The following is a 13,835-nucleotide window of genomic DNA, read 5'->3' as shown; positions in this document are numbered from 1 at the left end:
TAACTATGATTTACGGAATATGGACATTTTGTGCGGCTTTGCTTGCTTTTATAATCTCAGCCGTTACAGGCAAGTTTTTGATTCCATACCTTCGCAAGCTCCATTTTGGTCAAACAATTCTTGAGGAAGGTCCTAAGTGGCACAAGGGTAAGCAGGGAACTCCCACAATGGGCGGTATAATGTTCATCGTTGCAATTGTGGTTGTCACAATGATCAGCACAGTTATATATGCTTTTACAGGCGCTGATTTGGTAAATTCATTCTTTGCAGATATTCCAAGAGAATGCATGTTCATTTTCTGCGGACTCGGTCTTGCGGTTGCAAACGGTTTTATCGGCTTTATTGATGATTACATCAAGGTTGTAAAAAAGCGTAACCTCGGTCTTACAGCGCCACAAAAGCTGATTCTCCAGTTCCTTGTTGCCGCTGCTTTTCTTGCAGTTCTGGCAATTGCAGGCTACGGTACAACAACAACCATTCCTTTTGTCGGCAAGGTTGACCTCGGATTTTTCTATTATATTATTGCCGCCGTTGCAATCGTGGGTATCGTAAACTCGGTAAACCTTACAGACGGTATTGACGGTCTTGACGGTTCGGTAACATTCTTTGCGTGTGTTGCATTTATGCTTATCGCCTGCGTAAAGAGCTATCTCGGCATAACAGCCATGAGCGCCGCGTCTGCGGGTGCCTGTCTCGGATTCCTCGTATGGAACTTTCACCCTGCAAAGGTGTTTATGGGCGACACGGGTTCACTTTTCCTCGGCGGTCTTGTATGTGCTCTTGCTTTTGCAATTGATATGCCTATTCTTCTTATTCCGATCGGAATTATCTATATTGCTGAGGAGCTTTCCGTTATTCTTCAGGTCAGCTACTTCAAAATCACACACGGCAAGCGTCTTTTCAAGATGAGCCCTATCCATCACCACTTTGAAATGTGCGGTTGGAGCGAGGTTAAGATTGTCGGTGTGTTCAGTGCAGTAACCGCAGTTTTCGGTGCAATCGCTTTTGCACTTGCATATTTTGGTGCATAAATAAACGCAGAAATACTTGTTTAAAATAAATTTTAAGGGAGGAACGGTCTTTGGCTCCACAAAAAAGAATGATGCTTAAAGCTGATGTAAACAGAATATATGATGAAGAGGTTTACTCGGAGCAGAAGATCAGGGAAGAAAAGTTTTTTGTCCGTCCTACTCGTCAGAGAAAGATGAAAAAAGGAAAGCTGTTTTCCGTTGGCATGGGACTTGACCTTCCGTTTTGCATAATCATTCTTGTACTTCTCATTATCGGTATGATTATGATGTTTTCTGCAAGCTATGCCTATGCTTATTACAATCAGGGCGACAGCTATTATTACCTTGTAAGGCAGCTCATTTTTGCCGTTATCGGCGTAGGCATAATGTTTTTTCTTTCGTTCTTTAACTATAATAAACTCCACAAGGTTGCACCGGTTGTTCTTGCAATTTCATATTTGTGCCTGCTTGTGGTTCTTGTACTGCCGGGTTCCGAAGGCGTAAAAAGATGGATTCCTCTTGGAATTTTCAACATTCAGCCTTCTGAGATTGCAAAGTTTGCAATTATTCTTTTCTTCTCACATTGGTGCAGTAAATACTATAATAAAATGCAGTTTGCCCGTTACAGCGTTCTGCCGGGTGTAATTGTTTTCGGTTCAACGGCACTTCTGCTTTTTCTCGAACCGCACTATTCGGGTATCGTAATCATCGGCATTCTTTCGGTTGTAATGCTTTATATCGGCGGAATGCAGACAAAGTATCTCGGAATCGGTCTTGGACTTATTGTCGGAGTAGTGCTTATACTTGCCGTCACAAACAGCCTGTCCTATGCTATGAGCCGTCTTGACGGTTGGGGTCAGGCACTTGAATATACAACAGATGATATGTGGTGGACCACATATCAAACACGAAATTCACTCTATGCAATCGGTTCGGGCGGACTTTGGGGACTTGGTCTCGGTCAGTCAAGAATGAAGTACCTCTATATTCCTGAGCCGCAGAACGACTTTATCTTTGCCGTTGTTGTTGAGGAGCTCGGCCTTGTGGGCGCACTTATGATTCTCCTTATTTTTGCACTTCTTGTGTGGAGAGGCATCACACTTTCACTTCGTGCAAAGGATAAGTTTGGCAAACTTCTCGGTATCGGTCTTACCTCACAGATCGGCATTCAGGTTGTGCTGAATATTCTCGTTATCACAGACTGGCTGCCTAACACGGGTATCAGCCTTCCGTTTTTCAGCTACGGCGGCAGTTCGCTTATTATGCTGCTTGCCCAGATGGGACTTGTGCTTTCAATTTCCAGAACGGCAAATATCGAAAGACAATAATTTAAAAATAGTTTTCTCCTGCATGAGTTTTGCAGAATTTTCAAAAGAAAGGTAAGAAAATTATGAAAGTATTGCTTGCAGGCGGCGGCACGGCGGGACACATAAATCCTGCACTTGCAATAGCCGGATATATAAAAAATAAAAGAAATGATGCCGAATTTTTGTTTATCGGCAACCGTGGCGGAATGGAGCAAAGACTTGTTCCGCAAGCCGGTTTTGAAATTAAGTCAATCACAATCAGCGGATTTAAGAGGAGCTTTTCTCCTAAGAGTATGCTTGAAAATGTTAAGACAGTTTCAAGAACCTTCACTTCTTCAAGAGAGGCAAAGAAAATAATTGCCGAGTTTAAGCCTGATATTTGTATCGGAACAGGCGGATATGTTTCGGGTCCCGTTATTAGAACAGCTGCAAAAATGGGTATTCCGTGCATTATTCACGAACAGAATGCATATCCGGGCATTACAAATAAAATGCTTGCAAAGAGCGTCAAAAAGGTAATGCTTGCCGTTCCGGATGCAAAAAAGTATTTTGACAAAAATGTTGATTTTGTCATTACCGGAAACCCTGTAAGACAGGAAATTCTCACGGCAAAAAAAGAAGAGTCAAGAAAAGAACTCGGGCTTGACAACCGTCCCGTAGTGCTTTCGTTCGGCGGAAGCCTCGGAGCAAGAAAAATAAATGAAGCTGTTGCAGACCTTGTTGCAAGAAGCGGTATTGACGGCAGATATCAGCACATTCACGCATACGGCAGTTACGGCGATTGGTTTCCGCAGCTCGTTGAGGAAAAGGGTACTGACATTGCCGATTGTTCAAATCTTGATATAAGACCGTATATTGATAATATGCCGACTTGCATGGCGGCGGCAGACCTTGTAATCTGCCGTGCAGGCGCAATTACTCTCAGCGAAATTCAGGCTATGGGCAAACCGGCAATCCTTATCCCGTCACCTAATGTTGCCGAAAATCACCAGTACCACAATGCAATGGCACTTGTGAATGCAGGTGCGGCTGACATTATTGAGGAAAAAGACCTAACGGGTGCGGCTCTTATGCGTAAAACTGACAAAATGCTTCTCAATCCCGAAAAGCTTGAGAAGTACAGCGAAAATTCACGCAAAATGGCAATTACCGACGCCAACGAAAGAATTTATTCGGTAGTCAAAAAAGTTCTCGGACTTGTGTAACGGTAACATTTATAACGCTTTCTCATAGAATAGAAGGGTATTCTTTTTGAGAGGGTGTTATTGTGTCAAAACTGCTTGTTACAGGACGCAAAAAGCTTGACGGAGAGGTTGAAGTTCAGGGGGCAAAAAACAGCGCTTTGCCGATTATTGCCGCCTCGATTCTTACAAAAGGTGAAAATGTAATCCACAATTGTCCTTCGCTTTCCGATGTTGACGCATCTGTCAACATTCTTCGGTATCTCGGCTGTGCCGTCACACGCTGTGATAAAACACTTCTCGTAAAATGTGATGATATCAACCGCTTTGATGTTCCCGTTGAATTGATGCGTAAAACAAGGAGTTCAATTGTTTTTCTCGGTGCAATCCTTGCACGAACGGGAAGGGCGAGAATTTCATTTCCCGGCGGATGTGAAATCGGTTCAAGACCGATTGATTTACATCTCAATTCACTTCGGGAGATGGGGGCGGATATTCGTGAAAAGCACGGCTATCTTGAATGTTGCGTTCCAAACGGACTTTGCGGAACAAAGATAACGCTTTCGTTCCCGAGTGTGGGGGCAACCGAAGATATTATGATTGCCGCCTGTCTTGCAAAAGGCACAACAACAATCATCAATGCCGCCCGTGAGCCTGAAATCTGCGACCTTGCGGATTATCTAAATTCCTGCGGTGCCGATATTTCCGGAGCAGGCGAGGGTGTTGTCGTCATTGAGGGTGTAAGCTCTCTCTGCGGCTCTGTCCACACAATCATTCCGGACAGAATCGTTGCCGCAACGCTGATGAGCTGTGCCGCCGTAACGGGTTCAAAAATTATACTTAACGGAATAATTTCGTCCCACCTTGCGGCACTTATTCCAATCTTCAAAAATGCAGGGTGCAAGATAAGAATTTCGGACGGAAATCTTGAGATAAACGCTCCCGAAAGACTTAAATCAATGAAAACAATCAGAACGATGCCGTTTCCGGGCTTTCCCACGGACGCACAGGCGCCCTTGCTTGCAACAGCGTGTGTTGCAGACGGAACAACGGTTTTTGTTGAAAATATATTTGAAAACAGATACAGACACATCCCCGAGCTTGTCAGAATGGGTGCAGCCGTTAAGACAGAGGGCAAGGTTGCCGTTGTCGAGGGTGTGGAAATTCTTTACGGTGCGTCGGTTGAAGCTCCCGATTTGCGTGGAGGTGCGGCACTTGTTGTTGCAGGCCTTTGTGCAGAGGGCAAAACCGAAATCGGCGGCGTGGAGTATATTGAAAGAGGCTACGAGTGTATTGAGTCTACTCTTACATCAATCGGGGCTGATATCAAGAAAATTTAGGGTAATCAGATTTTTAACTGTCGCAGGGCGGATTTCCGCCCTCGGCAGATAACATAAACGAAGGGAGGATTTGCTTTGAGCGACGGTAAAGACAGAAGACCGCTTACATCAAAAGAGCGAAAGAGTCTTGAGAAACAGCGTAAAAATGCCGCAAAGCAGGCAGAAAAGTATCATAAAGAAAAAGCAAAGCAGGATAAGAGAGCTAAAAAATCCCCCAATCCGAAAAAGGAACAGCAGAAAAAAGCTCCAAAAAGTAAAATTGAGGAGGCTTTTCTCAAGCAAAAAGAAGAGCAGGAATCACAAAGACAAGTCGAAAATATGAGCCGTGAAGAAAAATTCAGGAGAAAAGGCAAGGCTAAAATCAAGAACCTTAAACCAAAGGATTATGAAGACGGCTATTATGTTGACGAATTCGGAGAAAAGCAAAAACAGGAAAAGCGTGCAAAGGAAATCCGTGCTCAGGAGCGTGAAGTAATTCGCAGAAGGAAAAAATCTCTGACAAGCACTCAGATTAAGCACAGGAGAATCGCATTGTACAGTTCAATTTTTGCGGCAGTGCTTATAATCGGTGTTATACTAAGCCTTACAGTCCTTTTTAAAACCGAAAAAATTGAGGTTGTGGGGGACAAGTATTATGACGAAAAACAGATAATTGCATTCAGCGGTGTTGAATATCAGGAGAACATCTTCATGGGTGCGATGTACAATACATCGGACAAGATTGTCAAGAATCTTTCGTATATCGAAAGCGCAAGCGTAAGCTTTAACATTCCGGACACAATAACAATTACTGTTGTTGACGCAACACCGTCATATGTTATTCCAAACGGTAACGGCTATCTTCTTGTAAGCTCAAAGGGCAGAATCCTTGAGGAAATTTCCGAAAATAAGGACAAGCTTCCCGAACTCACCTGCGGCGACATCAAGACCACAGAGGTTGGACAGTATGTGTCATTCAGCGACGCAAATGTTCCCGATATTCTCGAAGATGTTTCGCAGAGCCTTATCAACAACAAGGTTAAGAATATCACAGGCTTTGATGTTACCGACACGGCAAACATAAAGCTCGTTTATGACGGACGAATTGACATTAACATCGGACTTCCCGATGATATCGACTATAAAATCAGAACTGCAATGACAATCATCAACGAAAAGCTTGACCCGAACAACACGGGACTTGTTGCAGGAACGCTTGATGTTTCGGCTTGCAGTACATCAAAAATTTCTCACTACAAACCTGCCGCAACCCAGCCCACAGCCGCAACACAGGCAACCACACAGGCAACAACGCAGGCGGCTGATTCTTCAGCCGATACGGGTGACGGCTACACAGGAAACTACACATGGGATGGCGGAACATATTCGGGCGGTGACACGGGTTATTACGACAATAACAGCTATAATAACTATGATAACGGTACCTATGACAACGGCAATGCAGACGGCGCCTATACGGGCGAGTAATTTTTCAGCAGAATTTTCCGTATAATTTTGCAGAAAAACGGCTGAAAAGCATTGCTATTTTGAAAAAAGTATGATAGTATAAGATAGTATAATTGTGTACTATGAAGAATAATGATTTCTGACTGAAAGTTGTCAATATATAAGGAGGACGAAAAAATGGCTTTTGAACTGGAATTGGAAAACGAGTATATGCCTAAAATTAAAGTGATCGGTGTCGGCGGAGGCGGCGGAAACGCTGTTAATCGCATGGTTGCGACCGAGGTTAAGAATGTTGAATTTATCGCAATAAATACAGATGAACATGTTTTAAGACTTTCAAAGGCTTCGCAGAAGATTCAGATCGGCGAAAAGCTTACAAGAGGTAAGGGCGCAGGCTCTATGCCACAGATCGGACAGGAGGCAGCCGAGGAGAGCAGAGATGAAATCGCAGCACTTCTCAAGGATACGGATATGGTATTTGTTACTGCCGGCATGGGCGGCGGTACAGGTACAGGCGCTGCTCCCGTAGTTGCCAAAATCGCAAAGGATATGGGCATTCTTACAGTCGGCGTTGTTACAAAGCCGTTTGCTTTTGAAGGCAAGAGAAGAATGACTCAGGCTGAGCAGGGTATTGCAGAGCTTTCTGCCTGTGTTGACTCGCTTATCATCGTTCCTAACGAAAGACTCAAGTATGTTTCGGATACAAGCATCACTCTCCAAAACGCATTTGCTATTGCCGATGATGTTCTCAGACAGGGTGTTCAGAGTATTTCTGACCTTATCCTTCTCCCGGGTCTTGTAAACCTCGACTTTGCCGATGTTACTTCCGTAATGAAGGACGCAGGCTACGCTCACATGGGTATGGGCAGTGCAACAGGCAAGGACAAGGCTACCGTTGCCGCAGATATGGCTATTTCAAGTCCGCTTCTTGAAACTTCAATTGACGGCGCAAAGGGTCTTATTATCAACATCACAGCATCTGCCGATGTTAGTCTTGATGATATCGATGCCGCATCAACAATGATTAAGGATAAGGTTTCAGATGATGCAAACATCATTTGGGGTGCTGTTATTGACGACAAAATGGAAGATGCTATCAGCGTGACGGTTATTGCAACCGGCTTTAACGCAGACGGTCAGATTGCTAAGAAGAATCTTACGGACGCAGTTTCATCAGCGTCAGCTCCTGTTGTGGCTAAGGAAGAGCCAAAGTCAACAACAAAGGACAAGACTGATGATGACGACGATACCTTCTATGATATTATGTCAATTTTCAACAAGTAATACATTCTGATGTAATGAGGCACTCCTTTTCGGGAGTGCCTTTTCGTTTGACAACGGCAATTCCGTTATGGTATAATTTGAACGGAATAAAGGGGAATTGTGAGCTTTTGTGCTTTTACAATTTCTCTTTTTTTGAGCGAAATCCAAAAGCAAAGAAGGCGGAAAAATGAAAAAACTACTTGCACTTTTGATTGCCTTGATGACTGTTCTTTTGTGCAGCTGTTCATCAGGCGGTGAAACAATCCGATTCGGTGCGGCAGGTACCGGCGGAATTTATAACGAAGCGGCAAATTCGATAAAGTCGATTGCCGATGCTGACGGCACTCTGAAAATTGAAACAAAGACAACAGCCGGTTCTGCGGCAAATGTTCGCTTGCTTTCACAGAATTATCTTGACGCCGCAATTGTTCAGTCCGACATTGCACACGACGCATTTAACGGCGAAAATAATTTTGAAAAATCCGGCAGTCTTGAGGGTTACAGCGCTGTTGCAGGTATGTTTACAGAGGCTTGTCATATCGTTGTAAGAAAAGATTCTGATATTAACAGTGTTGATGATTTGCTCGGCAAAACCGTGAGCATAGGTGAAGAAGAATCGGGTTCGGAGCTTAACGCAAAGCAGATTCTTTCGGCATACGGGCTTAACTCAAAAATGGTTAAGGAAAAAAATCTTAATTATGCCGATGCCGCAAAACAGTTACAGAACGGCGAAATTGATGCGGCATTCTTTACACTCGGACTTAATGCAACAGTTGTTGAGGAACTTTCAAAGCAATGTGACATCAAGCTTATAGGAATTGATGATGCAGCTGTTAAAAAGCTTAAAAACACCTACAGCTATGTTGACTGCAAAATTCCGAAAAACACTTACAACGGACAGAGTGATGAAGTCGGCACAGTTGCGGTAAAGGCTGTTCTGATTGTGAACGACAGACTTTCAGACGAACAGGTGAAGAAGCTTACACAGCTTGTCTTTGACAATGCGCAGGAACTTCAGCTGACTGTTTCGGCGGATGTTGACATAACGCTTGAAAAAGCCGTTGAAGGTGTTAAAATTCCTTTTCACAAGGGTGCGGCAGAATATTATTCCGAAAGAGGAATAACAGTAAAAACAGCAGGATAACTGCGAAAGGATTGGTGCTGATTGAATATAACTCTTGATATGTATCAGACAATCGCAGTTGCTGTGATTGTTCTGATGGCCGGTGCATTTCTGAAAAAGCGTATATCGTTTTTGCAGAAATTTTGTATACCTGCACCTGTAATCGGCGGTTTGCTTTTTGCAATTCTTACGCTGGTTCTCTATATGACAGGTGTTGCGGTAATTGATTTTGACGATACTCTAAAGGAAGTCTGCATGGTGTTTTTCTTTACCTCAGTCGGATTTCAGGCGAATCTCAAGGTACTGAAAAGCGGAGGCAAATCCCTTATCGTATTTTTATTTCTTGTAATTATGCTCATTGTAATGCAGAACTTCTCTGCAATCGGACTTGCAAATTTGATCGGACTTGACTCGCTCACGGGTATGACAACGGGTTCAATTCCTATGGTAGGCGGTCACGGTACGGCGGGCGCTTTCGGTCCTGTACTTGAGGATTTCGGCGTTCAGGGTGCGACAACTGTTTGTACTGCCGCTGCAACATTCGGTCTTATTGCAGGCTCACTCATGGGCGGACCTGTCGGAAACAGACTTATTAAAAAGCACAACCTTATTGCTACAATCAAAACAGAGGATGACAGCCTTCTTGTTGAAGAAGAAGAAAAGCACGAACGACATTTTTCAATGTATGCTCCGGCAGTATTTCAGCTGATTATAGCGGTCGGACTCGGTACGGTTGTTTCAGATTTGCTTTCACTTACGGGCATGACATTCCCGATTTATATCGGTGCAATGATTGTTGCCGCAATTATGAGAAACATCGGTGAATACACGGGTAAAATCACTATTCATATGGGCGAGATTAATGACCTCGGCGGTATATGTCTCTCACTTTTCCTCGGTATTGCTATGATTACACTCAAGCTTTGGCAGCTTGCTGACCTTGCGCTTCCGCTTATTATACTTCTTGCAGGTCAGGTTGTTCTTATGTTCATTTTCACATATTTTGTTGTGTTCAACATTATGGGCAGAGATTACGACGCCGCTGTTCTTGCGGCAGGTACTTGCGGTTTTGGTATGGGCGCAACGCCAAATGCAATGGCAAATATGCAGGCAATCTGCGAAAAATACGCACCGTCCGTAAAGGCTTATCTTATTGTTCCGATTGTCGGCAGTTTGTTTGCCGACTTCCTGAACAGTCTGACGATAACATTCTTTATAAATTGCATTTAGAATCGGAGGCAGGTATTATGAAGGACAGGAAATTTACATTTGATTCCGAAAACCTTGCTTTTCCCGAGATTCACACGGGCAAAGTAAAGCAGAATGATGTTGCCGAGGATAACACAGACAGCACGGTTGTTTATGATACTGTCGCTGTTCCCGAGGTTCATCTCAAAAAGCATAAGCATAAAAAGCAGAAGAAAGACAATAAATAAAACAACAGCCGTACATTTCAAAAGTGTACGGCTGAAATTTTTGTATTTAATTTTGAAATAAAACCTTACCTTCCGTAATGGGTGTGTATGCGGTAAGTTCGGCCATGTCAAGGTCGATTTTGTGCATATCAACCGCACAAATTTGGTGATTGTTGTAGGTGGTGTAGTAGTAGATTCCCTTGTCGGCATTGCAACAGGAGGTGTAAAGTGTGATTTCATACTTTCCGTCTGAAACCTCACAACAACCTCTCTGCTGGTCAACAGAACCGAGAATGTGGAAAAACTGGCTCACGCTTTCGCTCTCGCTGTCACCCGAAACGGAGTTCAGCTTTGTGAACGCAACCTTTGCAAAACGGGATGCGGATGAAAGGTCGCCCGGCAGTCCGATTGCACCCATTCCACGGCTGTATGTGGTAAGCTCGGCACTTTTGCCGAAGTTGTTTTCGGGTTGCTTTGGTGAGAGTGACATATAGTTGTTGAGCATGAACATCTGAATGTCAAACGGAGGATTGTTTGTCAGCACACCTACAGGGTTGTCATAGACTTTAAGTCCGTCATTTGTCGATTCAACTGTAAGCGATTCGTTTCTGTCGGAAATAATCCAATGCAATTGAGCACAGGGGAGCTTGTTGCTGAACTGCGTATTTGTTATGTTAAGGTTTTCAAGCTTTTTCCTTGCCTGCAATACGCTGTCGCAATGTGAAAGTATATACGGAATGAACTCAAATTGTGCAATATTTTCCTTGCCGTTTTTCGGTTCAAAATATACGGCATTTCCAACAAAATTAAGCCCTGCCATACACAAGCCCTTTTCATTCATTGCATCGTAATATAGCGGATAACCGTCTGCAATGTGAGCCATGCCAATCATCGCAAAGTGGTTGTTGCATTCGTTTGTATGGCGGAACTTAAACGGAAAATTTCGTGGAGTAATTGTAATTTCGTCACCGTATGAAAATTCATAATCAAGCGTTCTGCCAAAGTAAAAGTCTTTTGTTTTATATGTTGCCGCTGTACACATATCATCAGCCTCCGATTCTTTTAATAATAAATATTCTTCCGCTTGGTATAGAATATCATACTGCTTAAACAAAATGATTGCAAGGTGATTTTTGGAAAATTACAAAAATTGTCGAAATCACTTGAAAAATTACCTTGCTCGGTATATACTATATATGTCAATATGAATGGGAATGAGGTTCTCCCACGGCTTTTGTCGAAACCGCTTTTGCTGATGACTTCTGTTTTTTGAACAGGGGCATTGGCTTTTTTTATGCGATGTTCTTTGTGCGGAAATTTTGAGGAGGAAATTTATGAAGAACAAATTTGTTGATTTTAAGGTGCTTGCAACATCTCTGTGCTGTTCCGTTGTGATGGGACTCATATCGTTTGCATTTCTGAAATGTCTTGATTATGCGGCAGATTTCAGGAGCTTCTTTCCGCTGTGCTATATCTTTTTGCCCGTAGCAGGTATTGTGACCGCTTTTGTATATAAGCGTATCGGCGGAAAGTCGTCAATGGGCAACAACATTATTATTGAGAGTGCAAATGACGGTGAAAAAGTGCCAAAGCGACTTGCATCGCTGACATTTATATTTACCTGCATAACCCATCTTTTCGGCGGTTCTGTCGGCAGAGAGGGAACTGCCGTTCAGATTGGCGGTTCGCTGACAAGTAATGTTGCCGATTATCTCGGCTTTAAAAATAATGACCGAAGTACAATCGTTCTCAGCGGAATCAGCTCTGCATTCGGTTCGGTTTTCGGCACACCGTTTGCAGGCGCATTTTTCGGAATGGAAGTCTGCTGTGTCGGAAGATTGTCGGCAGGTGCGGTAATTCCGTGCTTTGCGTGTTCATATCTTGCAAATTTTGTTACACAGCTTCTCGGCTTTAAACATGAAAGATATGCAATCTCGTCAATCCCAGATTTTGACGCAAGATTTCTTTTTGTGTTTTTAATTGCGGCAGTTTGCCTCGGCTTAATCGGCAAGCTGTTTGCACTCGGAATAAAGTATGTAAAACTTGCATACTCAAAAATTTTCAAGAACTACCTTCTTGCAGCAGCAGTAGGTGCGGCAATCGTCAGCCTTTTAATTTTCGCTTTGGGACTTAACGATTTTGAGGGCTTAAGCACATGGATGCAGCACACCGCCTTTAAGGGCGATGCAAAATGGTACGATATGCCGGCAAAATATCTTTTGACCGTACTCACCCTCGGTGCAGGATTTCAGGGAGGAGAGGTTACTCCTATGTTTGATATGGGTGCGTCATTCGGCAGTTGGTTCGGATGCGTCTGCGGATTTGATCCCACATTTTTTGCGGCAATCGGATTTGTATGTGTTTTTGCCGCAGCAATCAACACACCTATTACAGCAATCGTTCTCGGCATCGAAGTTTTCGGTGCGTCTGCCGCCCCGTATTTTGTGCTTGCAGTCCTCATCAGTTTTATCGCATCCGGCAATACAACAATTTATCCGTCGCAAAAATTCCCGGTTGATAAAAGCCTTTTTCATTTTCAAAAGAAGTGACGCAATAGGCTTGAACAAAGTGTAAGTCGGTGTATTTAGGCGTTGACTTTGCGAAAATTATTATTTATACTTTTCTCATAATCAATAGTTAGTTGTGGGGAAGATTATATGAAAAAATTCAGAGCGGTTTGTTTGGCTTTTGTGATGATGTTATCCGTTGCGGTAATGCTTTGCGGTTGCGGTGATACGAAAATTACAGACAAGGTTAATTTTTCCGATGTTGATGAAATAACCGTCGTAATGTCGGACAAGTCAACCGCCGTGCTTGGCGAGGTTGATTTCAAGACGGTCAAGAATATTCTGCAATCAGCCGAAACAGGCGGTACAAGCGGTGAGTTTGACGGTGGAATCCTTATTGAATCACGTAAAGACGGAATTGTTACCCACAATATCCGTGTCGGCGATGCTGACAAAATCTGTGTTGACAAGGACAATTCAACCGTGTATAAAATTTCCGATGATGATTACAAGACCTTGGAAAAGGTTATGGACAATTACAAGCTGTAACGCTTGAACAGAATCACGATAAATAAAAATATAAGCGAGATGAATTCAATCGAAAAATTCATCTCGCTTTTTGCTTGAAGATTAAATTGTTTGCTGAATAAAATCAGAAATCATCGCCGAAATCCGTGTCAAATTCATCATCCAAATCAGACGAAAACAAGTCGTCATTATCTTCGTCATCATTCATAATATCTTCAATCACGGTGAACTCAAGACCTTTTTCAAGCGGATCAAGCATTCCGTCATGGTTTAAATCAAACAATCGTTCAAAATCGAAAATGCCCATAAAATTTCCTCCTTAACATATGGGATATCCTATATGTTAATCATATCAAATGAACTGTACGATAAAACGGACTTTCCTTTGATGTCAGACAAATTTATTGAGTTCTGCGTTGTATTTGTAGTCAATTGCAGAAAGCTTGCTTTCAATTTCTTCTTTACTGCAACCGAGATCGTCACACATTTTATCAAGGCTGGGGTAGAAATCACGCAGCTTTGTATTAACAAAGCTTAAAAGAATCATCGGATCGTTCGGAATTGTATTTTCAGCCATAATAATCGCCCTTTCAAAATTATTTACTGTATTTACTAATCTTACAATTAGTAGTATAATATACAGGTACAAATTTGTAAACGGTATTTTGTGTGATGCCGTGTGTAATAGATAAATTTTTTTCAAAGGAACTTGGAA

General features: G+C 42.8%; 14 protein-coding genes and 1 riboswitch. Of the genes, 11 read left to right on the top strand and 3 right to left on the bottom strand.

Annotated features, from left to right (window positions below):
• Positions 1-5 precede the first annotated feature (5 nt).
• The 9 genes from mraY to AC2HW8_RS01170 all read left to right on the top strand — a co-directional run bounded on the left by mraY (position 6) and on the right by AC2HW8_RS01170 (position 10,106).
• Positions 6-1,031, top strand: coding sequence for a phospho-N-acetylmuramoyl-pentapeptide-transferase (gene mraY, locus AC2HW8_RS01210; RefSeq protein WP_021882941.1), 1,026 nt, complete (start codon positions 6-8; stop codon positions 1,029-1,031).
• 50 nt (positions 1,032-1,081) lie between these two features.
• The gene (locus AC2HW8_RS01205) at positions 1,082-2,338 is read left to right on the top strand and encodes an FtsW/RodA/SpoVE family cell cycle protein (RefSeq protein ID WP_295241905.1); all 1,257 of its coding nucleotides are present in this window, start codon (positions 1,082-1,084) and stop codon (positions 2,336-2,338) included.
• A gap of 62 nt (positions 2,339-2,400) precedes the next feature.
• Positions 2,401-3,522: an undecaprenyldiphospho-muramoylpentapeptide beta-N-acetylglucosaminyltransferase gene (gene murG, locus AC2HW8_RS01200; protein WP_015523367.1), complete on the top strand. Its 1,122-nt coding sequence runs from the start codon at positions 2,401-2,403 to the stop codon at positions 3,520-3,522.
• 62 nt (positions 3,523-3,584) lie between these two features.
• A complete protein-coding gene (murA, locus tag AC2HW8_RS01195; protein WP_117951059.1) occupies positions 3,585-4,838 on the top strand; it encodes a UDP-N-acetylglucosamine 1-carboxyvinyltransferase in 1,254 nt (417 codons plus the stop codon).
• 75 nt (positions 4,839-4,913) lie between these two features.
• The gene (locus AC2HW8_RS01190) at positions 4,914-6,305 is read left to right on the top strand and encodes a cell division protein FtsQ/DivIB (protein ID WP_306528087.1); all 1,392 of its coding nucleotides are present in this window, start codon (positions 4,914-4,916) and stop codon (positions 6,303-6,305) included.
• 156 nt (positions 6,306-6,461) lie between these two features.
• Positions 6,462-7,568 carry a cell division protein FtsZ gene (gene ftsZ, locus AC2HW8_RS01185; protein WP_021882946.1) on the top strand — a complete coding sequence of 369 codons (1,107 nt, stop codon included), beginning with the start codon at positions 6,462-6,464 and terminating at the stop codon, positions 7,566-7,568.
• A 166-nt stretch (positions 7,569-7,734) separates the two neighbouring features.
• A complete protein-coding gene (locus AC2HW8_RS01180; protein ID WP_021882947.1) occupies positions 7,735-8,691 on the top strand; it encodes a TAXI family TRAP transporter solute-binding subunit in 957 nt (318 codons plus the stop codon).
• A 21-nt stretch (positions 8,692-8,712) separates the two neighbouring features.
• Positions 8,713-9,900 (top strand): sodium/glutamate symporter, encoded by a 1,188-nt coding sequence (gene gltS / locus AC2HW8_RS01175; RefSeq protein WP_021882948.1) that lies wholly within the window; start codon positions 8,713-8,715, stop codon positions 9,898-9,900.
• 17 nt (positions 9,901-9,917) lie between these two features.
• A complete protein-coding gene (locus AC2HW8_RS01170) occupies positions 9,918-10,106 on the top strand; it encodes a hypothetical protein (protein WP_015523370.1) in 189 nt (62 codons plus the stop codon).
• A gap of 46 nt (positions 10,107-10,152) precedes the next feature.
• On the opposite strand, the gene bsh is transcribed toward AC2HW8_RS01170, so the two are convergent.
• Positions 10,153-11,127 (bottom strand): choloylglycine hydrolase, encoded by a 975-nt coding sequence (bsh, locus tag AC2HW8_RS01165; protein WP_046432020.1) that lies wholly within the window; start codon positions 11,125-11,127, stop codon positions 10,153-10,155.
• Between the two features lie 159 nt (positions 11,128-11,286).
• Positions 11,287-11,357: riboswitch (Fluoride riboswitch) on the top strand.
• Positions 11,358-11,419: 62 nt separating this feature from the next.
• Here bsh and AC2HW8_RS01160 point away from each other — a divergent pair.
• Positions 11,420-12,634, top strand: a complete 1,215-nt coding sequence (locus tag AC2HW8_RS01160) for a chloride channel protein (RefSeq protein WP_295023810.1) — start codon at positions 11,420-11,422, stop codon at positions 12,632-12,634.
• A gap of 108 nt (positions 12,635-12,742) precedes the next feature.
• Complete coding sequence (locus AC2HW8_RS01155; RefSeq protein WP_295023812.1) at positions 12,743-13,141, top strand: hypothetical protein; 399 nt, start codon at positions 12,743-12,745, stop codon at positions 13,139-13,141.
• 103 nt (positions 13,142-13,244) lie between these two features.
• On the opposite strand, the gene AC2HW8_RS01150 is transcribed toward AC2HW8_RS01155, so the two are convergent.
• Together AC2HW8_RS01150 and AC2HW8_RS01145 are read right to left on the bottom strand one after the other, a co-directional pair.
• A complete protein-coding gene (locus AC2HW8_RS01150) occupies positions 13,245-13,427 on the bottom strand; it encodes a hypothetical protein (protein ID WP_118127810.1) in 183 nt (60 codons plus the stop codon).
• A gap of 84 nt (positions 13,428-13,511) precedes the next feature.
• Positions 13,512-13,697 (bottom strand): DUF4250 domain-containing protein, encoded by a 186-nt coding sequence (locus AC2HW8_RS01145; RefSeq protein ID WP_015523376.1) that lies wholly within the window; start codon positions 13,695-13,697, stop codon positions 13,512-13,514.
• Positions 13,698-13,835 lie beyond the last annotated feature (138 nt).

This window comes from Ruminococcoides sp., from assembly GCF_057037865.1.
Note: the sequence above shows the minus strand (reverse complement) of the source record. Positions and strands in the feature narration are given on the sequence as shown.

Excerpts from the sequence above, each read along its gene's own strand:
- mraY (WP_021882941.1), top strand. The coding sequence starts at position 6 with ATGATTTACGGAATATGGACATTTTGTGCGGCTTTGCTTGCTTTTATA.
- murG (WP_015523367.1), top strand. The coding sequence starts at position 2,401 with ATGAAAGTATTGCTTGCAGGCGGCGGCACGGCGGGACACATAAATCCT.
- ftsZ (WP_021882946.1), top strand. The coding sequence starts at position 6,462 with ATGGCTTTTGAACTGGAATTGGAAAACGAGTATATGCCTAAAATTAAA.
- AC2HW8_RS01180 (WP_021882947.1), top strand. The coding sequence starts at position 7,735 with ATGAAAAAACTACTTGCACTTTTGATTGCCTTGATGACTGTTCTTTTG.
- AC2HW8_RS01170 (WP_015523370.1), top strand. The coding sequence starts at position 9,918 with ATGAAGGACAGGAAATTTACATTTGATTCCGAAAACCTTGCTTTTCCC.
- bsh (WP_046432020.1), bottom strand. The coding sequence starts at position 11,127 with ATGTGTACAGCGGCAACATATAAAACAAAAGACTTTTACTTTGGCAGA.
- AC2HW8_RS01160 (WP_295023810.1), top strand. The coding sequence starts at position 11,420 with ATGAAGAACAAATTTGTTGATTTTAAGGTGCTTGCAACATCTCTGTGC.
- AC2HW8_RS01155 (WP_295023812.1), top strand. The coding sequence starts at position 12,743 with ATGAAAAAATTCAGAGCGGTTTGTTTGGCTTTTGTGATGATGTTATCC.
- AC2HW8_RS01150 (WP_118127810.1), bottom strand. The coding sequence starts at position 13,427 with ATGGGCATTTTCGATTTTGAACGATTGTTTGATTTAAACCATGACGGA.
- AC2HW8_RS01145 (WP_015523376.1), bottom strand. The coding sequence starts at position 13,697 with ATGGCTGAAAATACAATTCCGAACGATCCGATGATTCTTTTAAGCTTT.